This window comes from Flavobacterium tistrianum, assembly GCF_003254545.1.
GTDB lineage: Bacteria > Bacteroidota > Bacteroidia > Flavobacteriales > Flavobacteriaceae > Flavobacterium > Flavobacterium tistrianum.
This window is the reverse complement of sequence record NZ_QJRH01000064.1, coordinates 92,964-117,884: the sequence shown is the minus strand read 5'-3', so window position 1 is coordinate 117,884 and position 24,921 is coordinate 92,964. Positions and strand designations below refer to the sequence as shown.

Here is a 24,921-nt window from a genome sequence, read left to right as displayed (position 1 = left end):
TATATTTATTTATCTTTTGTTATAAATATTTCGCTTCTACGAAGCTTACAAAAAACTTTGTTTCGCATTCTGTTCTTTTACAATAAAGTCTCCTCATCTTCTGGATTAAAACTGCCTTCGTCAGGATATTTTATACTTCCTTTTAATTCTTCCACTCGTTTTGGGTCGAATTTTGGAAGCTGCAATTCACTATTTTCCTTCCACTTTTTAACTGTTTCTGAGATTTCATCTGCTTTTTCTTTAGAAAAAGGAGTATCACGCGCCATATATAATGTTTGTGATGGATATGCCAATGAGGTTCCGCTTTTTTCTATAATATCCATCATTCTCAATAAAAGATCTTCCTGAACTTCTTGTGATGTTTCAAGATTTATAGCTTCAATATAAGCTGTGATTTCGACTTTTAAAGCATCCGCAGTAATACCCGTAAAGCGTACAATTGGAGGTGTGTTTAGAATAGCTGGATGCGCATACAGCAAAGATCTCAGTTCTACAAGCAGATAACGCATTTGATCTGGAGTGGTTTCCATTCTAAAACCAAAAATCGGATTGAATATAAAACGGTCTCGATGCGCATAATTTTCTATTTTACTTGCTGATAATTGCCCATTCGGAATTGTGACAATACTGCGCGCTGCCGTACGAAGTGTTGTCGAACGCATACCAATAGCTTCCACAGTTCCCTTTATATCATCAACTCGGCAGTAATCGCCTACACGCAATGGCTGATCTGCAATAAGACTCACACTTCCAACAAAGTTTTCTATGGTTTTTTGTGCTCCTAGTGCCAATGCAATCCCCCCAATTCCTAGTGCTGCAAGTCCAGCTGTAACATCTACACCAATAATTCCTAATAAAGCAATAATCCCGATAACAACAATGGCAACTTTCATGGTGCGGCTCAAAAACAAAACCGCAGATACTGCTGAAGCACGTCCTCGATTATTCATTCTGCTTCGAGTATACATGCTTACAAAGTCGGTCATTCTCCAAAGCAGGATTAGAAAAGCTACAATTCCGATTGTGACTATTATAATGCTAAATCGCTGGCGTACAATTATTGAAATTCCCATTCGCTGCGTAAATGCCACAAATAACATAACCGTAAGATACATCTGAACTGGCAACGTAAATGCATCTATAATTGCGGTTCCCTTTTCGGTATCCGCTTTCTTCCATATTTTCTGAATCAGAAAAATGAGCACAAAAATTAACAGTCTAGAAAGCAGATAAGTGACAACTGCCATTACCACTACTACTCCCCAATGTCCAATAGGAACGTTTCCTAATTTTCTATCTTTTAGAAATTTGGGTAAAACTCTATCTAAAAACGTTTTTTCGCCACTAACATCTGCGGCAAGAATTGCTTCTATAGTTTCAGCAGAAAAAAGCCATAAAGCAGGCTGAGTATCATCTGACTGATTTTCTAAATATAGCGGTATGTTTATTTTATCGGTAGATATATTTCCTACCAAGTCTATTCCTGTTGCCAGATTATCGTCTATGCGTCCTAACTCTTTATTACTTAGAATGGACGATGGCGAGAAATTTCCTCCCTGATCCAATAATTGCTGAAAGGTCTTTGCTATTCGCATTCTCTCAGCTGTTTTGCGATAGGAACGTTTGCTTAGAACAAGATATTGGCTCGCTCGCAGATAATTCTGGTCGCCAAGCGCTTTGATGAATCCGTTGACTGTTCCTTGAGGTGTTCTTCTTCCAAGCGAATCATCTGGAATCTTAACTGGTTCTTCTGTTGTAGTCTTTGCTCCGCCTAAAAGCTGTGCTTCTGCTGTGCTGGGTTTTAGCAACAAAACCAAAATCAACAAGAAAAAAAACAATAACCGTTTTGTACCTAAAATCATACTCTATCTGCTTTAGTAATGACCTTTAAAAATAAGAAATATTGAAGATATACAAAACGTTTCCATCAGAAAAAGCAGAAACAAAGCAACATATTTCTCCTGCCATTCTTTAAAATTCTACGCAAAAACCTTCGTTCGATTTTATAAGAGCAATTCTTGAACTTTTTACAAATTCAATCAATCCTAATGACTTTAATTTTTCAGTTAAACAAACTATTTCATCATCTGTTCCTATGGCCTGTAATATGGTATATTCTCTTTGAATTTCACAAATTTTAAGATCGTTTTCGCGAAGCATCACATCTGTATTCATATCTATCGCAAATATGAATGTTGGGATTTTAAATAATGCAACCTGTCTAAATATAACATCTTCATTCAATGAATAATAACATTTATAAACCTCAATAATTTTCTCTATTTGCGCCGTTAGATTAATGACTTGATCCAGCGTTTCATTTACTACAATAGTATGTCTGTACATATTTTCAATTTCACAAATAGACATGTTAAGGCTTAAAATCTGGATTTGTTTTCTTAAAAACATACTAGATAATCTGCTTAGTAATCTGATCTGGTCTTCGGAGTAAATAGTTAGCGTAAATTCGTTTTTCATTGTTGATTTTTATTTGTGCTTTTTAATGAGTTACTGAGAAATAAAAAAGCCTTTCACATTTGACTGAGAAAGGCTTTTATGAATAGACAATAGAATCCTGACTCGTCATGTGATACGAATAATGATAGTTGAAATAATAATGTTATTCTGAATTGAATTTTTCATATTGCTATAAACAAAAAAACCTCCCGTAAAAGGGAGGTTTTTCTAAATTGTATATTTTACTTATTTATATAACACCCCTTCACTACTATCGAATGATAATTGTGATAATAATTGAAGCGATGTTAATGCTGTTTTTCATTTGCTTGATTTGATGCAACAAATATAAAGCAATTTTTTAATCTATAAATATTAATTTTTAAGGTATTAAAACAGCTCTACCTTTTATTTTTCCTTGTCTCATTCTATCATAAACTTCATTGGCTTCATCAAGTTTATGTTTTTCAATTTCGATATGAATTTTCTTTTGTCTTGCCAAACCAACTACTTCCATCAGTTCTGTTCTTGATCCCCAATACGGATTGGTCATGCTTACCCCAAAAGGCAATCCGTTCATACTATATTGGTAATGTCCTCCGCCAAGACCAACGATGGTAAGATCTCCATCGAGGCTTACTACTTTAGTTCCTAAATCTATTGTAGAAGTTGCTCCAACAAAATCTAGAACCACTTTTGCTTTTTTGATTCCGGTAATTTTCTGAATTTGCTCTGCAGCATCAGCGTCTTTAGAATTAATTGTATATGCAGCCCCTAATTCTTTTGCAAAAGCCAATTTATCTTCTGTAACATCGCAGGCAATAATTTCAGCTCCGCTTATTTCTCTTAATATCTGTAATGCAACATGGCCTAATCCTCCAACGCCAATTACTACCACATATTCGTCAGCCATTAATTTTGGAAGCGATCGTTTTATCGCAGAATACGGTGTAAGTGCAGCATCTGTCAATGGAGCTGCAATAACAGGATCTAAATCATATATAGGCACTAAAAGTCTAGAAGATGGCACAAGCATATAGTCGGCCATACCGCCGTCTAAACCTAAACCGCCACCATAAGCTTGTTCAGATTGATGATCGCAATAATTTTCTTTGGACTGCTGGCAAGGTTTGCAATGTCCGCAACCCCAAGGACCGTATACGAGAACTGCGTCTCCTTTTTTATATCCTTCTACATTCTCGCCAATTTCTTCAATCCATCCAGCATTTTCATGTCCCAACGTAAAAACGGTTCCCACCACTGTTCCTTCATCTATAATATGCAGGTCAGAGTGGCAAACACCTGCTCCGCCAATTTTTAACAAAACTTCATCACCTTTAGGAACAGGTCTTTCAATATCATTAACAACGCGGACATCTTTGTGTCCAAAAAAACGTACTGCTTTCATAAAATAAACTTTTAGATTACTACTCTACTAATTTACAACTTGTATTTTTTATAAGGTTTGTCACACAAGTTAAGTTTATCCTAATTTATTGCCAATGACAAGCTTTTTCATAGAATAATGACTGCAATTTGAACATAAAAAAGAGAGCCTAAGCTCTCTTTTACATTTATTTATATTTTGGTCATATTATTTTAATAATATACAGACAATAAAATTTTAGAATTTGTACTTTCTATATATTTTGAAAGTCTACCCAAAAATTCTTGGCTAACCATTGGGCAACCGTGGCTGTTGATGATATAGTATTCTTTTTCGTCAGTTGGAACTTCTTTGTAAGAATGCAATACAATGGCACGTTTCATGGCATTATTATTGGTTTCGTCTAGTCCAGCCAATCTGAAAGCTTTTCCAAATATACCTTTATATGGTTTCTCTACTGAATATCTTCCTAGTGCAGTGCAGTTAGATTCTGGGGCATTACTAAATTGTAAAATGTCGCCTTTTATTCCAGTTTCAGATCCTTTTCCATGTGCAACCAAACCTTGATCAAGGATTTGATTGTTTTCTAGATCGTAAACAAAAAAACGATTTCTTCCTGATTTAATTTTCATATCTACAAGAAAAGCAATTTTGTTACTATACTTGTGATTTGTCGCCGTAAAAGCCTTAATCTCATTTACATGCTCTGTGAGTCTTGCAAATTCGACTTCGTCTAAAATTTCATCCTCATCCCTCATACTTAGTGAGGCAAACGAACTTAAGGAAAAAAGCAGTGCCAATAAAAATACTCTCATATCCGGCAAAATGTTAAGTTAATAGTTATGACTTGGGGTCATTGATAAATTTTCTGTTGCAAAATTATACACAAATCTTATACAATTCCCATATCATAAGTTAAAGATATTATAAATATCTGAAAACAACAACATTATATGTTAATATTCGATTAAAATACCTGATTTAATGTTGAAATGCTACATCTACTGTTAATATTATCCGTTTTTAGCTACGGGCATTTTTTACTTCATCAATAACGCAAAAAAATAATTTCTGCCAAGTGAAATTTCACTTGACAAAAATTATTAGAAACATAAACGCAATTAGTAGTGTAATATTTTATCCGTTGCTTTTTTTTAATTAAGCCATTTTTTTAATGTATCCATAATTAATTTCTGGTCTTCTGCAGAAAAATGTTTGACCCTGGTTGAATGGCTTCCTTTAGGAAGTACCATTTTTAGGGCATCAACATCTGGCTTAGGTGTTGGAGAACAAGAGAACCAAGTATCATAGCCTCCATAAATATAAAGTATTTTATCGCCTTTGTTTTCAACGTATTTGCGCACTTTCTTAATGTATTTTGGATTGTATTTAATCACAACATCTTTTGGAGCAAATCGTTCATTAGAACTGCTTTTTACAATAGTCAGCAAATCAGCAACCGGTTCAAGATCAAAACCGTAATAACCTAATTCGCTTAAATGCTGATAATAAGAAGGCAAATACACAAACGACATTTTATCATTGTAAGTTCCTACTCCAACAATTTTATTCAAATAATCAAAAAGCTCTTTCGCAGAGGCATTTACTGGCGGAATTTCATCGCATTTTCCTCCCCATTGCCAAAACGAAAAAGGAAATTCTAAAACAGCATATTCCAACGCTTCCGCGAAAGGAACTTCTGTAAATTGCATCTTTTTCTCAGTTGAAAAGTCTTTAAAAACCGCTAACACAGCTTCTCTATTTTGTAAAACAGCTCTTTGAAAAGCTGTTATTTTGGCTCTGCATTCTTCCGTTCCCACTGTTCTGGTGTGAGTTATTGTTCTAGGATCTTCGCAGGTATTAATTAGCGGCGCAACATAAGGCATTGCCACATCAACATCATTTGGATATATTGATTTATAAATTAGGGATGTTTCACCTCCTTTGCTTATTCCTGTCGAAATCCATTTTCCTGAATATATTTTTTTCAGTTTAGTAACAATGTTATGATAATCTTCAATCGCCTGATCATTGGTTAAATATTCCCATTGAATAGGATTTGGTCTTGATTTTCCGTAAAAACGATATTCAACAGCAACCTGATTGGCTTGCAATAAACTACTCACTTCGCTCTTAATGTTTTCAGTATTATAACCATGAGTTTCAATTACAGTTGGTCTATCATAACCTAAATGCGACAGATAAATATAATGCTGAAAAGTTCCTTTTTCTGGGTGTTTGTGATCCAGAGGTTCGTCTAAAATTAGTTGATACGATTCCGTGTAATTTTCTAAATTATCAATTCGAGTTATGATGGCTTTTGGGAATAATTCGGTTAGTTTTTGCTGAAGATTTACTGAAGATTCCTGCGCAGAAACGGCAAAAAAGTTCAGGAAAAGAAAGAACAGCGCAATAATAAAGGATTTTCGATTCATTTTTAATCTTGTTATTTTGAGTTTTTAAAAGTAAGTGCAATACAAAGCAAAAACTGATACTATATTACCCTTAAAATGTAATATTTTATCTAGTTTACATTAACATAGGACAAAATAAAAATAATCCTTTAATTTTATTGAAAAATTGAACTTTACTTCAGTTTTACAATTTACACTATATTAAATACTAACTTAAAAAATAAAAAAATGGCAATTGGAGTTGGCGGATCAACTATAGACATCGAATTAGAAAAAATACAAAACATGACACTTGATGTCGTGCCAATCGCACTTCTAGAGTATAAACAGCGTATCAAAAAAGCAGTTTCTTTAATGAAAGAACAAAATTGCAAAGCGCTATATGTAAATGCGGGGACTAATCTGTATTATTTTACAGGAACAAAATGGAATCCGTCTGAGCGTATGGTTGGCGCCATAATTCTTGAAGACGAAACGGTTGAATATATTGTTCCAAAATTTGAAGAAGGAACTTTTAAAACTTTCATGAAAATTGAAGGAAATCTAAATTTCTGGGAAGAACATGAGAGTCCTTCTGAATTATTTGGCAACATTCTAAAAAGTAAAAACATCACTGATGGCAATATTGCGCTAGATGAATCGGCAGCTTTTTTTCTAATTGATGCCATCTCAAAAGCAAATACAAATTTCAGTTTTGTAAACGCTCAACCTATAACTGCGGGTTGTAGAATGCATAAATCGGCTAATGAAATTGCTATTATTCAAAGAGCAAAAGATATTACAATGACGGTTCAAAAAGCTGCCGCAAGTATTTTATATCCAGGCATTTCTGTAAGTACAGTTGTCGATTTTATCCATAGAGCGCACATTAAGGCTGGTATTGCATCCGGTTCTTATTTCTGTATTGTTCTTTTCGGAGAAGATTCACAATATCCGCACGGAGTTACTGCTCCTCAAAATTTAGTTGATAATGATGTCGTTTTAATTGATACCGGATGCCGTTTAGAAGGTTATTTGTCTGATATTACAAGAACTTACGTATACGGAACTCCAAGCGATGAGCACAGAAAAATATGGAACCTTGAAAAAGCAACTCAAAAAGCAGCTTTCGATGCCGCACAAATTGGAGCAACATGCGGTTCTGTAGATGATGCTGCTCGTAAAGTTTTAGCAGAAGCGGGTTTAAGTGGAGATTACGAAATTCCAGGATTGCCACACCGAGTGGGTCATGGAACAGGTTTAGATATTCATGAATATCCTTATTTAGTAAGAGGCAATCAAACCATTTTAAAAGAAGGAATGGTAGTTAGTAATGAGCCTATGATTTGTATGCCAGGACAATTTGGAATTCGTCATGAAGACCATTTTTATATGACGGCTGAAGGTCCTAAATGGTTTACTGAACCAATGCAGAGTATTGATAATCCGTTTGGATTATAGATTAAAAACATTTTTTATTTAATAAGTACAAAGAGCTGTCTATTAAGATGGCTCTTTCTTTTGTTAGATATATGTCGCTCCGCTGGAGCTTTTTGACCTTTAATGCTATTTTTTTCTATAAATATTATGCTTCTCCGAAGCTATTGAACATCTGGTGATTCTCTTTGTGTTCCAATGGTTGAAACCATTGGCTATACTTTTCTTCCAACATTTCGTTAAGTATCGCGTCCCTGTGAAAATTTTTAAAGTAAGCTAAGTGATTCGCAGAAGCAAAATATTTATAGAAATGAAAAGCTCCAGCGGAACGACATATTTATAGAAATAAATTTTATAAATCCAGAGAAAGCTCCGTAGGAGTGAAATATTTTACCCCAAAGAATTATAAAAAATAAGGCTGTCCATTTTCGTAGACAGCCCTTTTCATTTTAACTAAATTAACTTATTACTCAACCAATAATTTTTTCTTTTCTACAAACTTTCCATCTGTAGCGACAACAATATAAACTCCTTTATTTAAATGTTTAAGAGAATAAACCGTTGTATTATGTGTCGTATCTACCAAGTGGCCCGTACTATTGTAAATTGACACTTTAACTTTATTGATATCAATGTTTTCAAAAGTAAAGTTTACAACATCTGAAGCTGGGTTCGGATACATTGTGAATGCTTTTGCTGTATTTGTATTTATGCCTGGCAATCCTGCACTTCCAGATTGCAAATCAATTGTATGAGAAGCGCTCCAATCGCTGAAAGCTGTTCCATTTATTGCTCGTACTCTAAATTCATATACAGTTTGAGTTCCTTGCTTCGGAATCCATAAATAATATGTTGTAGAAGTTCCAGCCGATGTCCATCCTGATGAAGTATTTAATTGCACTTCATAAGATGCCGCATCTGTTGATGTTGCCCAAGAAGCATAAAATCCTGATGAGTACACACCTGCATTTCCAAGATTAGCCGGAATTGTCAAAGTTGCTGGATTTGGTGGTACAGAAGTTCCTGCTTGAACAGTGTAATCTTCTATTTCACCATCTCCTAGATTTCCACAAGTTGAAGACGGATTGGCATTATACTTCATCACAACTCTCATTTTAGTAGTTCCTGTAAATGTTGCAGGTGTAAAACTTGTAGTTACAGCAGCGTTTGATGAAATATTATTAATTACTCTTTCAGATGCTTCAAACTGATTGTTTTTATTGTAATCAATCCAAACTCCCCAATATTCTGTATATGCAGAACCACTAAAACCCGGAGTTAAAGTAACGCTTGTATTTGCATTCGGATTCAAAGTAATTACTTTTGAAGTATAATCTGCATAACCGTTTGTTTCTTTTCCAGATGCATTTACAAAACTTCCTACTGCTACAGAACTTATGTATTCGTAACCGTTTGTTCCTTGCGCGCTGCATAATGGAGCTGCAGGAATTGTCACAGTAGCCACATTCGAATAAGCAGAATAATCAGTACCTGATTTTGCTCTAGCTCTATATTTATAAGTAGTATCGGCAGTTAAACCTGTATTGGTATATGTGGCAGCAGTATTAGCTAGTGTAGCAATTTCTGCATAAACATCATCTGAACCTGCTCTTTCGATAATTACATTTGTTGCATTAGTCGCATTATTAGTCCAGTTAAGCACAGCTTGTAAATTAGTCACAGTCGCTGTTAAATTTGTTGGAGCTAATACCGTATTTGTCGTTTGTACTCCTGCTAGAATTGGTTCATTTGGCTTGGTATTATAAGCATAATCTAAAACGGTATACCCTACTCCGCCAGCCTCTACTTTTACATGCATCCATCCGTAGCAAACACGCCCTCTGCTTGTATATTCAAAACCAACATATCCTGTTTTATTATCCCAAGTCGTATAAGTAGCTGTTCTTAAATCCAATTGATTTGGATATGCCCCTGGTGCTGCAAAATTACTAGAAGCTCCGATAGAAGTACCTTGTGTTAAGAATGAAATATTTCTTGTTCCCGCTTCAGAAACCAATCTTTTTCCATACGTTTCCATTTTTAAAGCGGCTGCAGCATATTGCCATGCTCCATACTCCGTATTGTCTCCAATACCCAAATCAAAATACTGCCAAGTCGATGCTGCATTGGCCGTATAATCCGGATTGTTTACATAAAATACTCCATAAGGCGCATCAAATTTCAAATTGATTGTTTTTGTAGCGGTATCCAAAGTCGCTATTCCGTCTGTAATTGCTGCATCTTTAAGCGTAATAGTAACAACAGCATCGTTTGTTGTGTTGTGTGCCGTTGCTTTTCCTGTAAAAGAAAGTACCGTTTTAGAATTGCTTTCAAGAGTTAGAACTGCAGTTAAACCAGCTGGCACACCTGTAATTGTATAGTCGGTTCCTGCTGTAAAAGTACCACTGCTTTTTGTAAATGTGCCATTATTGGTACTCAAAGCAATTGTCGCTGTTGAAGTTATGCTTCCATCATTTACTTCAGCTTCATATAATGTTTCTGGCGATAAAGTTGTAGCCGTTTTATCGGTCATTCCTGTATAGATCGGAGTGTTTGGTTTTGTATTGTATGCATATTCCAAAATTGTATAGCCATCTCCATCAGCGTTTACTTTTACTTTAAACCATCCATAACATGTAAGACCATCCATTAAATAATCAAATCCTACATAACCAGTTTTTCCATCCCAAGCTGTATAACTCGCTGTTCTTAAATCCAACTGATTTGGATATGCACCCGGAGCAGTCATATTACTAGCTGGACCAACGGCTGTGTTTGAATTCAATAAAGAGATATTTCTTGTGCCTGTTTCGCAAACTAGTCTTTTTGCATACGTTTCAATTTTTAAAGCATTAGCAGCATAACGCCAACCTCCAAATGCACGATCGTCTCCTTTTGCAATTTCAAAATATTTCCATGTCAATGCTGACGAAACCGTAACATCTGGCATGTCTACAAAGAAGATTCCGTATGGATCTGAAAATTTAAAATTGAAGTATAAAGAAGTGCAAGATAAATCAGCTGTTCCGCCAGTAAAAGCTGCTGGTAAAAAACTAATTCCACCAGAAGTATTATTGCTTAATGCATGATTTGTTGCTTTTCCCGTTAATGTAACTGTAATTTGATTATTAGAATTTACAGTAAGCACAGGTGTAATTCCAGCTGGGAAAGTATGAGTGAAATGAGTTCCTGCTGTCAATGTTCCAGAAGAAACCGCAAAAGTTTTAGTTCCGTTTATTTTGATTATGGATGAAGTATCAAAAGAACCGTCATTAACAATCGCTTCTTTAAAAGCTACAGCCGAAGCAGTAAGTGTGCTGCCAGTAGCATTGACACCTGTATCGATTAAGTTTTGTGCCTGCCACAGCGATTTTCTTGCAGGGTGTTCTAAGGCAGCAAGCATTCTATCAATCTGACCTTGTGTATACATTTTATAACAGCCTTGTGCTCCATTGTATCCCATGTAATTTTCAAAATTCACTTTATCGCCACTGCAATTGGTTCCTGGAGTACAGCCTAAAGTATGTTTTCCGTCTTCCGCAGGAGTATCAGCAACTTCATCAGTTCCTGTACAACCTCCTTCAAAAGTATGAATCAGATTAAGAAAATGTCCGAATTCGTGAGTAAGCGTTGCTGAGAATTCTTTACTATATGAGTTGTCATACAAATAAGCTCCGTTGAAAACAACACGAGCTGTATTGTTTGCTGTCATGTCTGAACTTGGATACCAAGCCACACCTGAATTATTCGTAGCACCGTCATTATACAAATCATTCTGTATATAAACATTCATATATTTAGTATTGTCCCAAGCGTCGGCAGCAATCTGGTCATCGTAGCCTCCACCGTTTCCGTAACCGTTTTTAGTTGGATGAAATACAACACCTGTCGTACAGCCACCGTTCGGGTCTTTTTTAGCCAGTTTAAATTCTATATTCAGCGTTCCACGGCGTGCTTGAAAAAACGGTTCAACTGTCTGAAAATCGGCATTACGTCCATTAAAATCATCATTAAGCTGAGCCAAGTGGTTGACAATTTTTTCGTAGGTAACCGTTTTTCCACCTTGTACATCACCATAAATATGAAATACTACTGGAATTGTGTAAGTAGTAGCAGCTGTTTTTGCTGTTGAAGATTTGCGCTGGGCCGCAAAATTTTTACTAAAAACATCAAAGTTCTTTTTCTCTTGAAGTGCATGTGGATTATTCCGGTACACTTTTTCGTTTTCTTCGCTTGTCCGACAAGGCAAACCTTGTGCACTAACTTTCAATGAACTGAAAATCAGAAAGCAGATTAGTAATTTTAATTTCATTTGTTTAGGTTTTTTAATTAGTAACAATCAAAATTACCGCACAAGATTCAATCTTTTTGATAGTATTTTACTCAGAAATAATACATAATTATCATATTTTTAACCTTAAAAAAACACATAATGAAAAAATAATCACAATAAAATATAAAAAACAAACCTTACAAAACAAATCATAAACATCAGTCTACCCTTGCAAATACTAGGAAAATAAAAAACCAGCACTTAGAAAGTGCTGGTCTCAAAAAACAAATTAAACTAACTCAAAATTAAAATTTGTCCCAAAAAATCTTCGTTGTCATTAAATCTCCTCCTATTGCTGTTGAAGCTGCTTCATAATTAGCTGCATTCAGCGTTTTGTCAGATGTAGAATAAATGTTTCTAACTGGAACTTTGCCTTCAGCTTCTTGCACCGCTGTTGGAGGTGCTACCAGAATTGGATAATCTAATCTGCGGTATTCTGTCCACGCTTCAAAACCACGATTGTAGTATGCGATCCAAAGCTGGTAAGCAATTTTTTGTTTATCTGTTCCTGTTGCTGTTGCAAAAGCCACATCAGGACGAGCTAAGTAAGTTTGGATATTAGCATCAGAAACTCCCCAAAATTTCATGCTTGCTTCTATCCCTTTAGTATAATAAGTTGCAGCATCAGCTCCGACACTAAAACCTCGGCTTGCCGCCTCTGCCAATAAAAAACAAGTTTCAGTATAATCGAATATTACTCCAGGATTTGTTTTCTGTCTTAATCTTGCACCGGTATTTGAATAGTCGGCATAATTAACCTGTTTTGCATAAGGAGCTCCTTTATATTGGCCATTTACCTTTGAATTTGGATTGAAGAAAAAATCGCGTCTCGGATCTTCTTTTCCATTTAATTCATTTACAAAAAATTCAGCAATATTAATCTGGCTTTCGTTTACCAAACTGTCATACAACGGATTCATGTCTGTTATTGAAGAAAAATACTGAAACAGTGCTGTATCAGCCTCTTTACTCATAACACCTGAATTAAAAGCACTTTCTACCATTGCTTTTGCCTTTAAAGCATCAACATCAGCAAGATGTAATCCCATTTTTAGTTTTACACTATTGGCTAATGTTTTCCATTTTGCCACATTTCCGTGAAAAATCAAATCGGCATTTCCAAAACTTCCATTTTCATCATTCAGAGCCGCAATGGCAGCATCCAAACGAAAAGCCAAATCAAAATAGATTGTTTTTGCATCGTCATATTTTGGAAGCGGAAATTTTTTAATATCTAATGCTTCAGAATACGCAACATTTCCAAATAAATCGACTAGAGTTTGATAAGCCATTACAATCTGCACCTCTAAAATAGCAAGCTGATTTTTCTTAATGCCTTCTTCAATTGGCCCTAATACTTTTGTATTTTGAATTTGTTTTTGTGCATTTACTAAATCTTGAAGCACGTCACGATATAACAGTACAGCATGCGAGCTCCCTAAATTTCTTTTCGCCTGATTATAATTTGCTTCATCCGTATAGGTAGATGTAGACCAATGCTGCGCATAGGCTCTAAAATTATTTGAATTTACCGAAGCATTAGTTAAAAAGTAGGCATAATTTACCTGTGCACTAGTCATCAATGCACTTGGCAGAGCAGTTTCATAAGCCTTTTCATTTTTGTTCATGTCATCTAAATTATCACATGAAGCTACTGCACATAAAACGGCTCCTGCAAAAAATATTGTTTTTATAATTCTCATGTCTTTATTTTTTAGAATTGAACTTTCATAGTAAAACTGTACTCTTTTGTTGTTGGCAATACTCCAGTTTGAAAGCCCTGTAAATTACCCGAAGACGCTCCTGCTTCAGGATCTGCATAAGGCAGGTTTTTATGAATGATCCATAAATTGCTTCCGTTTACAGCAAAAACCATATTGCTGATAAAGGTGTTTTCTATAAATCTTTTTGGCAGTTTATAGCTCAAACCTATTTCGCGAAGTTTTACATAAGATGCATCATATACATATTGCTGCTGTGGCATAGAATTGTAAAAATTGTATCCGTTTGTGCCAGTTACACTAGCTGTAACATCATTTGGCGTTCCATCTTGTTTTACACCGTCCAATAATACACCACCGCCTTGAGCAACTGGTTCACGCTGAGGAACTCCATTATGGTTTTTACTTACCGTACTTTCGTAAATTCCTGTCGTATGTCCGTATTGCTGATCTAGAGAATATACATCTCCACCTTTTTTCACATCAATTAAAAAGTTGAAAGAAAGGTTTTTGTACGTTAAAACGTTATTGAAACCGCCAATCCAATCTGGCGCAACATTTCCGATCACAACTCCTGCACTTTGAAGATATCTTCCATTAGAACGAATTACTTTTTCTCCATTTAAATAAGTAAAACCAGAACCAACCAACTGCCCTACTGGCTTCCCTACTTCTGCAACATAATTTACTCCTTGAAATGATCCTAACGAAATCTGACTTGCTCCTCCTAAAGAGATTACTTCATTTTTATTGGTTGACCAGTTCACTGTAGCCTGCCATGAAAAATCTTTAGTTTTTATAGGAGTAGCATTTACTGTTACCTCAAATCCTTTATTCTGAACATCTCCGCCATTTATCCAAGCTCTTGTATATCCTGTTTGTGTAGGCGTTTCAATAGATAGAATCTGGTTCGTTGTGTTTGTTTTATAATATGAAAAATCAACCCCTAACCTATTTTTGAAAAACTTAAGTTCAAGACCTGCTTCAACTCCTTTGGTTAACTCACTTTTTAAATCAGAATTGCTTCTGCTGTTATCTGTAGAAAAACGGATTCCACCTGGCCCAAAATTGGTGTTTTTAGGATAAAGCGTAGAAGTTACTGCAAACGGAGCATCGTTTCCTGTTTCAGCATAATTCAAACGTAGTTTACCAAATGAAAGCCAATCTGCTTTTATATGATTACTAAAAATATAAGTGGCTGTAATTGATGGGTAAGAATAAGTATTATTATCTTTTGGTAATGTAGATGACTGATCTACTCTATAAGTTCCTTCAAGAAAATATGTATCTAAGAAATTAAAACTTGCCATACCATAAACACTATTAGTTCCAAGTGTTTGCTGCATCTCGTCAGGACTGTTAATCGGGTCAATTGAGTTAGTTAAGGCATAAATTCCCGGTACAACCAATCCGCCATTTGTTACTGCGTAGATAGAATTATTAACAGAACGTCTGGTGTTTCCTCCTAACATACCAGTAAAATTGATACCATCAGTGATAGCCGTTTTGAAATTCAATACTAAATCTAAATTGATTTCGCGGAAATTTTTATCATATCTTGAATATTGACCAAGAGCATTTGGTGTTCTTTTAGAACCTACAGCAATACGCTCTTCCTGCAATTGATGGTAAAAATCTACTGCACCGCGCCCCATAATATCAAACCAATTGTTAACTTCTGTTTTTACCACAACATTACCGAAGAAGCGATCTCTTTTTAACGAGTTGTAGTTGTTATAACGTTGAAAGTATGGGTTATCATGAAACTGAACTGCTAAATTATCTGGCGAACCAACATTCCAAGTCGTATTTTTCCCTGTCAATTCGTAAGCCTCTTTTAAATCTCGAAAATCAGCATTAGTCGTGTACCATTGTCTTACACTGCTTAAATAGTTATTTCCTCCATCTCCATATCCCGTTTCATTCATTCCAACAGCATCAGATGTCAAATAATTAGCTGAAGTTGAAATTCTTGTTTTAGGTGCAACTTTATAACTTCCAGAAAAATTAAAATTGTCTTTTCTGTTGTTGCTATTAGGAAGAATTCCCTGTTGTTGATTGTAATTCGTATAACCAAATCTAAAGTCTCCCTGATCATTTGCTGCCGAGAAAGCGATACTATTGATATATGTTAAACTGTTCTGATAAAAACTATTTGGATTGTTTTTTACGGCTACATAAGGCGTTGCTTTTCCATAAGTTGGCAATTCTGGATAAAACGAATTCCAGTTGTAAACCAGCAATGAAGGATCAAATTTTGGTCCCCATGCCGCATCATCGGTAGCTGTGTAAGGATGAACTCCACTGCCTAAATCAACTGTCCCATAAAAATCGCCATAACCTCCTCCGTATTGGTTTTGATATTCTGGCAAAGTTTTCTTGTCTACAACACCAACGTTAACTCCCGAACTAAAATCGAATCCTAATCCGCCTTTTGTTTTGCTTCCTTTTTTAAGTGTTACAATGATAACACCGTTTGATGCTCTAGAACCATATAATGCGGTTGCTGCAGCACCTTTTAAAACGTTCATCGTTTCTATATCATCAGGGTTAATGTCAGAAGCAGCATTTCCGTAATCGTAACCACCTACATTTCCTCCCGATTTTTGATCTGCCGAATTAGTATTATCATTATTTAATACAATTCCATCAACAACCCATAAAGCCTGATTGTTTCCAGTTAAAGAAGTTGTACCACGAATTACAACATTGGTAGAACCGCCAATATTATTATTTCTTCTGATTTCGACTCCGGCAATTTTTCCGGAAATATTATTAGAAACGTTACCTGTATTTATTTTAGTTAGCTGATCTCCATTTATTTCTTGTGTGGCATAACCAAGAGATTTTTTCTCTCTTTTAAGTCCTAATGCCGTAACTACGATTTCTTGCAATTGTGTAGATCCTGCGCTCATTTTTACGTTTACGCTATTACCACGTGCTGGAACTTCTTTAGTTTGCATTCCAATAAAGCTAAACACAAGTACCGCATTTGCATCAGCTTTTATTGAATATTTCCCATCAAAATCAGTCTGAGAACCTGTTTGAGTTCCTTTTACCAGTACTCCAACACCTGGCAATGGAACCCCATTCTCATCTGAAACAATTCCTGACACCACCCGATCTTGGGCAAAGGTCAGTTTAGTCAACAGTACAAAAAAGAGTACTGCAATTTTTCTAACATTAATCTTGAATTTCATAAAATGGTTTTATAATTAATGTGGCAAATATTTTGCTTTTTAGATAATTTTTCTGATAATATATTACCGAAAAACCTGCTTATATTACCCTATAAATATCAATTTCGCAATTACACATTTACTATATTACCTTTTTGGAAAGATTTCAAAATCAAACATTTAAATCATTTCAAAACTAAACAAGTCAAAAAAAAAGGAGAATTTCATCAAGTTGAAATTCTCCTTTCTTTTTATATTATATTACTTTTTTTATTTTGCTCCTGGCGGGCAATTTTTTTCTGTATATCTCACAAATGTATCCATTAAATGTTGTGAGGTTCCTTCACCTTCATCAATGCTATGCGAACGGTTTGGATAAATCATTAAATCGAACATTTTATCGTACTTCACCAATTCATTGATTAGAACTTCTGCATTTTTATAGTGCACGTTATCATCGCCAGTACCATGAATATAAAGCAAATTTCCTTTTAAGTTCTTAGCATGAGTTACTGGAGAAGCCTTAATATAGGTTGCTTCATTTTCATCTGGCAATCCCATATAACGTTCTGTGTAGATATTGTCATAAAAATGCTGATCTGTCACGGCTGCAATTGCAATTCCCGTTTTATAGATTTCTGGGTATTGAAACATTAAATTTAAAGTTACAGCACCTCCGCCGCTCCAACCGTGAATTGCTACGCGATCGGCATCAATAAAATTCCATTTTAGAACTTCTTTAGCCGCCATTGCCTGATCGTGCGTGTTGATAATTCCGATATTTTTATAAATTGATTTTCTCCACTGTGTTCCTTTCATTGCAGGAGTTCCTCTGTTATCCATAGCAATTCCGATGTATCCTTTTGGGATTAGAGCAGCGATAAATTCATTAAAATAAGGTCTGTCATTGGCAACCGTAGCCATTGGTTCTCCATACACATAAAAGAAAACCGGATATTTTTTTGAAGCATCAAAATCTAATGGTTTTGCCATGATTCCGTCAATGTCAATACCATCAACTGTTTTAACTTTAAATTTTTCTAACGAATAATCTCTATGAGGGGCTGCAAAAACATCTGCTTCTTTTGGATAAATCTTTTGATGTCCCGACAAAGCGATCAATCTCTGATTATAATCTCTCGAAATGCTGGCGTTGGTATGTTGTGCGTAAGCTGCATCTGTAGAAAAGATATATCGGTTTGAACCTTCAAAAATAGCAGGCGTTACTCTTTTTGTCTTTTTAGAACCTAAATTGGTTTCATACAAATAACGCTGTGTTGCATCTTCTGGACTTGCAGTAAAATATATTGTTTTTGTTTTTTCGTTATATGCTTTATAATAAGCGTCAAAATTAGTTTTGGTTATTAATTCTTTTGATTTTCCATCCAAACTTATTTTATAGATATGCATCCATCCGTCGGCATCAGAACTCCATAAAAAGGATTTTCCATTATCCACAAATTGACAAGGAAAAGTATCATATAGTCCCGATGAAATGTCAAAAACATCTATCCAAGAATTTGACTCTTCTTTATAAATAACCCTAGCAGAACCCGATTTTGCATTGCAATCGTACATAGTTACCTGATTCTGGTTCCGGTTTAACTGAATCACCATAACAGACTCGTTACTAATCCATTTCATTCGAACCAAATAATTATTATCTGGCTCTCCCGGAATGTTTAGCCAATTGGTTTGCAAAGAATCAATATTTACAATTCCGATTTTAACCGAAGATGGTTTTTCTCCTGCTTTTGGATATTCTACAGGAATAATTGTCGGATACAACGAATCGGTATTATTAATCATATAATGAAATTTGGTAGACGTTGCATCTACTCTCCAAAAAGCAATGCTTTTTCCATCAGGGCTCCATCTGAATCCATCACGCGCAGCTAGTTCTTCTTCATAAACCCAATCAAAAGTCCCGTTGATGATTTTATCTGTACCATCTGTTGTTACTGGTGTAATTTTTCCAGAATTAAGATTTTCAACATAAATATTGTGTTTTGAAACATAGGCAACATTTTCATTATCGCTAGAAAATTTAGCAAACATTAAGGATGAAGCATCCAAGTTTTTGCCTAATTGTTTTCCTTTTCCTGTAGCTAAATCAAAATACCAATAATCGCCTCTGGTATTGTCTCTCCATACTTTTTTAGAATTTGTATAGACTAATACTTTTGTTTTTGAATCGTTCCAAACCAATTGTTCAATTTCTCCACTAAATCCAGATGCCGCTAATTGTGCTTTTGATAAAATAGTATTTTGTTTATCTAGCTTATCGACATCATAAATGACTACATTATTGTCTTGATTCACCCAAAAAGAATGAGAATTTGGCAACCAGTTTAGATTGTTAATATCAATCTTCTGTGCAAAAACAGAGGTGCATATAAACAGAAGAAACAACAAATACTTTTTCATCTTACTTTTTATTTTTAATTAAATTTTCAATTTCGGCAATTTCAATAGGCATGGCCTCACTTAGATTGATATTTCCGTCTTCTGTTATCAAATAATCATTCTCCAAGCGACATCCTATTCCTTCTTCTCTAATATAAATTCCAGGTTCGCACGTAAGCACCATTCCTTTTTCAAAAGGTCTTGAATACAAACCAACATCGTGAACATCTAATCCTAAATGATGCGCAGTTCCATGCATGAAATATTTCTTGTAAACAGGTTTTTCTGGATCTTGATATTTAATCTGTTCCTCTGTAATAAGCCCTAACTTTACTAATTCAGCTTCAATTAATTTAGCCATTTGAAGTTCATAATCTTTCGATAAAACTCCAGGTTTTAGCAATTTAGAACCTTCTTTCAAACAATACAAAACAGATTCGTAAACCTCTTTTTGTCTCGGACTAAAAGTTCCGTTAACCGGAATACATCTTGTTGTATCAGAGTTATAATTGGCATAGCAGCTTCCAAAATCAAGAAGAACCATTTCATTTTCTTCACAAATATCATCGTTGGTATTATAATGAAGTGAACAAGCGTTTCCGCCAGATGCTACAATTGACCTAAAGGCTTGTCTTGTTCCTCCGTTTTTTACGGTGGTGTAAAGTAATTCAGCTTCTAATTCGTATTCTTTTATATTCGGACGAATTGCGTGTAAAACTCTATGAAAACCTTCAACACTTATTGCAGTTGCTTTTTTAATTAAATCAACTTCCTCGTTCGATTTAATTGGACGTAATTCGCGCGTTATTTTTGCAACACGCTCGTATTGATGCAATGGATATTTTTCTTTGCACCATTTTATCATTCGGTCTTGTCTAGTTTCAATTTCGGCAGTTACTCTTTTAATATGTTCATTGTGACCTAAATAGATACTATCAGCTTCAAAAGCAAAAAGCTGTAAAGTCTTTTCAAATTCGTGAAGCCATTTGATATTCTGGATCCCGGAAATAGCAGTTGCTTGTTCTTTAGTCAAAAAATTACCATCCCAAAGAAGTGTATGTTCATTTGCTTCTTTTACAAAAAGTATCGCTCTATTTTCTTCTTTAAAAGCATCTGGATAAAGCACCAAAATGGTTTCATCCTGATCAATTCCAGATAAATAAAACAAATCATTGTTTTGCGCAAATCCCATAACATCATCTGCATTATTTGGCATTACGTCGTTTGAAGTCAGAATAGCCAAACTATTCGACTGCATTTTTTGGGCAAATCTTTTTCGGTTTTCTGCAAACAAAGAAACCGGAATCTGGTTGTATCTCATATTTTATATTTGGAATCTGTCAATAGCTACAGAAGTCGGTTTACCAGAAATAATCTCTGTTATAATTTTTCCTGTTGCCGGTGCGAGACTTAATCCCATCATGGCATGTCCTGTTGCTAAGGTCAAATTTACAACTTTTTTGTCTCTGGCAATAATAGGCATTCCTGATGGCGTGCATGGTCTAAACCCAAACCAAGTATCTTCAGTTTTTGGCATTTCTACTTCCATATCAGGATAGAAATCATTAATGCTGTTTATAATTCCCTGAAGCCTGTTTGCATTTATTTTATTGTCTTTGGCGTGTGTTATTTCCATAGTTCCTCCAAATCTAATATCATTTGCCATTGGAGTTACGGCCACTTTTCCTTCACATAAAATAGATGGAATGCTTGGTTTTTCTGATTTATCTTTTAATGTAAAACTATATCCTTTTCCTGGCAAAATAGAAATTGAGATATTTAATTTTTTAGCCAAAAAAGGACTCCAAGATCCTGATGCCAAAACCACTTCGTCAGTTCTAAAAAGCCCTTTATCGGTAACAATTTTTTCAATTTTATTTCCTTCTAGAACAAAATCTTTAACGCTGGTTTGCGAATGAATTTCGACTTTTAAACGAGATAATTCTTCTTTAATAAAAGCCATAAATTTTTGCGGATACAAATGGGCATCGCTTTTATAATGAACTCCTCCAATTACATTTGTATTGGTTCCTTTTTCTAAAAGTGCCACTTCAGATTTTGACAGATAATCTACTTCAAGTCCTAGACGTTCTGCTTCTTTTCCTTCGTGATGCATTTCTTCTCCTACTTTATCACTTTTATAAAGCATTAAAAGTCCTTTTTCTTCATAAAAGAAAGAATTATTTTCTTTGGCAAAATCCTGATATAATTCTTTACTTAATAAAGAAAGATCTCGTAAAGCAGGCATTGCATTTTCTACATGACGTAAATTGGCATGTTTGTAAAACTGCATTCCCCAGTTTATTAAATCTTTACTTAAACGCGGTTTTACATAAAACGGACTACGGCTGTCAAACATCCATTTTATTCCTTGGGCAATCATACCAGGCTGTGCCAGCGGAATTATGTGCGATGGTACAATCATACCTGCATTTCCGTACGAACAGCCATTGTTCATATCAGATTCATCAAATACGCTCACCTCGTAACCTTCCTTTGCAAGATAATAGGCAGAACATAAACCAATAATTCCACCGCCAATAACAGCAACTTTTTTCATAAATTTTATTTCGTTAAGAGTTCTTTGAACTACTAATTATATTTTAAATCTGTTGAATTAGATTATATGTTTCATTACGTTAAAAATCAATTGACTTGGTCTTTACTTAGCAATTGTTTTTTTCTATTTTTAAACATAGCCCGTGGTTTCAACCACGGGTACGTTGTCAAAAAACAATCTATATGAACCCATGGTTGAAACCACAGGCTATATCTGAATATTATTATTTAATTCTCAGCTCCAATCTGAATGCAAAAATCTCTTGATTTAACGACGGTGATAATTAAAATTGTAAAAGATGGTTTTAGCTTCAACAACAACCACGTTAATTTGGCTAAAGCCCATCCTATTTACAATTTCTAAATCCCTTAGTTAAAACTAGGGACTATTCAAAAAAACAATAATTTAATTTAACCAACAGCTTAATTATATTATAAACTGATTTTTAAATAACCTGAAATCCAAATGCATATGGATCGTCGCTTTCATCAATTATAATATTATTATATCCGTATACTTTTGCCCACCCTTGAATACTTGGAACAATCGCTGGAATATCTCCAATAGAAGTTTCTTCTACCACTTTTCCAATAAACTTACTTCCAATATAACTTTCGTGAATGAACTCTTCTCCTTTTTTTAATTTTCCTTTAGCGTGCAATTGCGCCATTCTAGCAGATGTTCCTGTTCCGCATGGTGAACGGTCAATTGCTTTGTCGCCATAAAAAACAGCATTTCTGCCTGATGATGTTGGATCAATAGGCGCTCCTGTCCATAACATATGTGATACATCTCGAATTGTATCATTCTCTGGATGGATGAAATAATTTGGATATTTTTCATTAATCTTTTTGCGCACTTCCTGACTATACTGAACAATTTTGCTTGCTGTAAAATCTTGCACGCCAGAAAAATTCTTTTGCGGATCTACAATGGCATAGTAATTTCCTCCGTAAGCCACATCAAAAACAATTTCGCCCAATTCTGGACAATCAATAGTAAGCCCTTCTGCTGCTAGATATGATTTTACGTTGGTCAGACGTACCCAATCTACCTTTTTGCCAGTTTGCTGATATTCGATATGCACTAAACCTGCAGGAGCTTCCATTTTGATAATTCCAGGAACTTTTGGAGTAACCAAACCTTCTTCGACAGCAATTGTAATAGTTCCAATTGTACCGTGTCCGCACATTGGCAGACAGCCAGAAGTTTCTATAAACAGAATACCAAAATCATTATCAGGATTAGTTGGCGGATACAAAATGCTTCCGCTCATCATATCATGCCCTCTTGGTTCAAACATTAATCCTTTACGAATCCAGTCATATTCTTTTAAGAAATGCTGCCGTTTTTCACTCATCGAATTGCCTTGTAGATTTGGTCCGCCACCGGCAACAACCCTAACTGGATTCCCGCACGTATGAGCATCTACGCAAAAAAAAGTTTTCTTTACCATTTTATATTTGAGATAGTGTTAGTTTATTATTTACGGTACGAACAATTTGCAGCGGATTCTCGTTTTGTAATTCAGCTGGCAGCAAATGATCTGGCCAATTCTGAAAACTTACTGGGCGTACCCATCTATACACTGCATCTATACCAACTGCTGTGTAACGCGAATCTGAAGATGCAGGATAAGGTCCGCCGTGAAGCATTGAAGCGCAAACTTCTACTCCTGTTGGAACACCATTATAGATCAAACGGCCTACTCGATTCTGCAAAGCATCAATTATTCCTTTATGGGTATCAATTTCGTTTTCTTCACTTATAATTGTTCCTGTTAGCTGTCCTTCCAACTTAGAAATTACTTCTATTAATTCAGATTCATTTTCACATTCAATTAAAATTGAAAAAGGTCCAAAAACTTCATTATGTAATACTGTATTTTTAAAAAATTCTTTTCCATCAACTTTTAAGACTGTTGAAGCACCGTGATTTGGTATTGACTCGCCTTTAAATTGAGCTATTCTTGAAACTCCATTCTGCTCTTCTATTTTTGCAATTCCGTTATTAAAATCAGCATAAATAGAAGGATGAAGCATACAGCCTGGCTGAATTTTTTCGATTGCCTGATCTAGGTTTTCTGCAAATTCATTTAATTCTTCTCCTTTTAAAGCCAGCAATAAACCTGGATTAGTACAAAATTGTCCTGCTCCCAAAGTGATAGAACTTGCATAAGTTGTTGCCCATTTTTGGCTATTTTTTTTCAAAGCATTAGGCAATAATACTACTGGATTAATGCTTCCCATTTCGGCAAATACTGGAATTGGTTCTGGACGCTGTGCTGCTAAATCGCACAAAGCACGTCCGCCTTTAATGCTTCCTGTAAAACCTACTCCTTTTACTAATGGATGTTTTACCAAACTTGTCCCAAGTGTTCTTCCATCACCAATAAGATTAGAAAAAACACCTTCTGGCATATTGGTTTTCTGAGCTGCTTTTATAATCGCAGAAGCAACCATCTCACCCGTTCCAATATGCATAGAATGGCTTTTTACAATAACTGGACAACCTGCAGCCAAAGCTGAAGCTGTATCTCCTCCGCTTGTAGAGAATGCAAAAGGAAAATTACTTGATCCAAAAACCACAATTGGCCCTAAAGGTGTTAACATTTTGCGTAAGTCTTCTTTTGGTGCAGGCTGTCTATCAGTTATTGCAGTATCTATTGTTGCTTGTATCCAGCTTCCTTCTGTAAGCATATCGGCAAAAGCTTTTAACTGGCCGATTGTTCTTCCGCGTTCTCCTTCTGCCCTTCCTCTCGGATAACCCGATTCGGTACAATATTGAACTAAAAGATCATCTCCTAATGCTAAAATTTCATCAGCTATAGCGTTCAAAAATTTAGCTTTTTCTACACCTGAATAGTTTTTATAACTCGCAAATGCTTGATTGGCTAGCGCAACCGCTTCTTCAATTTCATCTTGAGTTGCCTCTGTAAAAACCCATGGATTTTCTATGTTTAATATTGGATTAAACGTTTTTAGTATTTTTGAACCGCCTGCTTTTAGCTGGCTTCCTATATAATTTTTTCCTGTAATCATGTTTTTA

Annotated in this window: 14 protein-coding genes; 1 reads left to right on the top strand and 13 read right to left on the bottom strand. The window is 35.2% G+C overall.

Translation table 11 applies throughout. The features are described 5' to 3' along the window. Positions 1–77 precede the first annotated feature (77 nt). The 5 genes from DMB71_RS06565 to DMB71_RS06545 all read right to left on the bottom strand — a co-directional run bounded on the left by DMB71_RS06565 (position 78) and on the right by DMB71_RS06545 (position 6,279). Positions 78–1,862, bottom strand: a complete 1,785-nt coding sequence (locus DMB71_RS06565; protein WP_111364697.1) for a mechanosensitive ion channel family protein — start codon at positions 1,860–1,862, stop codon at positions 78–80. Positions 1,863–1,971: 109 nt separating this feature from the next. Next, positions 1,972–2,478 carry an ACT domain-containing protein gene (locus tag DMB71_RS06560; protein ID WP_111364695.1) on the bottom strand — a complete coding sequence of 169 codons (507 nt, stop codon included), beginning with the start codon at positions 2,476–2,478 and terminating at the stop codon, positions 1,972–1,974. Between the two features lie 361 nt (positions 2,479–2,839). Beyond that, complete coding sequence (locus tag DMB71_RS06555) at positions 2,840–3,865, bottom strand: NAD(P)-dependent alcohol dehydrogenase (protein ID WP_111364693.1); 1,026 nt, start codon at positions 3,863–3,865, stop codon at positions 2,840–2,842. A 191-nt stretch (positions 3,866–4,056) separates the two neighbouring features. Further along, positions 4,057–4,659, bottom strand: coding sequence for a murein L,D-transpeptidase catalytic domain-containing protein (locus DMB71_RS06550; protein WP_239452940.1), 603 nt, complete (start codon positions 4,657–4,659; stop codon positions 4,057–4,059). 339 nt (positions 4,660–4,998) lie between these two features. Then, the gene (locus tag DMB71_RS06545; protein ID WP_111364690.1) at positions 4,999–6,279 is read right to left on the bottom strand and encodes a S28 family serine protease; all 1,281 of its coding nucleotides are present in this window, start codon (positions 6,277–6,279) and stop codon (positions 4,999–5,001) included. Positions 6,280–6,486: 207 nt separating this feature from the next. Here DMB71_RS06545 and DMB71_RS06540 point away from each other — a divergent pair, with 207 nt between their 5' ends. Next, positions 6,487–7,698 (top strand): M24 family metallopeptidase, encoded by a 1,212-nt coding sequence (locus tag DMB71_RS06540; protein WP_111364688.1) that lies wholly within the window; start codon positions 6,487–6,489, stop codon positions 7,696–7,698. Between the two features lie 442 nt (positions 7,699–8,140). Here the strand turns inward: DMB71_RS06540 and DMB71_RS06535 are convergent, their stop codons facing one another. The 8 genes from DMB71_RS06535 to DMB71_RS06500 all read right to left on the bottom strand — a co-directional run bounded on the left by DMB71_RS06535 (position 8,141) and on the right by DMB71_RS06500 (position 24,914). Continuing rightward, positions 8,141–11,986, bottom strand: coding sequence for a M43 family zinc metalloprotease (locus tag DMB71_RS06535; RefSeq protein WP_111364687.1), 3,846 nt, complete (start codon positions 11,984–11,986; stop codon positions 8,141–8,143). Positions 11,987–12,252: 266 nt separating this feature from the next. Next, positions 12,253–13,710 carry a SusD/RagB family nutrient-binding outer membrane lipoprotein gene (locus DMB71_RS06530; RefSeq protein WP_111364685.1) on the bottom strand — a complete coding sequence of 486 codons (1,458 nt, stop codon included), beginning with the start codon at positions 13,708–13,710 and terminating at the stop codon, positions 12,253–12,255. 11 nt (positions 13,711–13,721) lie between these two features. Continuing rightward, positions 13,722–16,928, bottom strand: coding sequence for a SusC/RagA family TonB-linked outer membrane protein (locus DMB71_RS06525; protein WP_111364684.1), 3,207 nt, complete (start codon positions 16,926–16,928; stop codon positions 13,722–13,724). A 249-nt stretch (positions 16,929–17,177) separates the two neighbouring features. Then, positions 17,178–19,334, bottom strand: a complete 2,157-nt coding sequence (locus DMB71_RS06520) for a S9 family peptidase (protein WP_111364682.1) — start codon at positions 19,332–19,334, stop codon at positions 17,178–17,180. Position 19,335: 1 nt separating this feature from the next. Then, positions 19,336–20,634 (bottom strand): aminopeptidase P family protein, encoded by a 1,299-nt coding sequence (locus tag DMB71_RS06515; RefSeq protein WP_111364681.1) that lies wholly within the window; start codon positions 20,632–20,634, stop codon positions 19,336–19,338. 3 nt (positions 20,635–20,637) lie between these two features. After that, positions 20,638–21,873: an NAD(P)/FAD-dependent oxidoreductase gene (locus tag DMB71_RS06510; RefSeq protein WP_111364679.1), complete on the bottom strand. Its 1,236-nt coding sequence runs from the start codon at positions 21,871–21,873 to the stop codon at positions 20,638–20,640. A 445-nt stretch (positions 21,874–22,318) separates the two neighbouring features. Beyond that, the gene (locus tag DMB71_RS06505) at positions 22,319–23,329 is read right to left on the bottom strand and encodes a 4-hydroxyproline epimerase (protein ID WP_111364677.1); all 1,011 of its coding nucleotides are present in this window, start codon (positions 23,327–23,329) and stop codon (positions 22,319–22,321) included. A 1-nt stretch (position 23,330) separates the two neighbouring features. Next, positions 23,331–24,914 carry an aldehyde dehydrogenase (NADP(+)) gene (locus tag DMB71_RS06500; protein ID WP_111364676.1) on the bottom strand — a complete coding sequence of 528 codons (1,584 nt, stop codon included), beginning with the start codon at positions 24,912–24,914 and terminating at the stop codon, positions 23,331–23,333. Between the last annotated feature and the right edge of the window lie 7 nt (positions 24,915–24,921).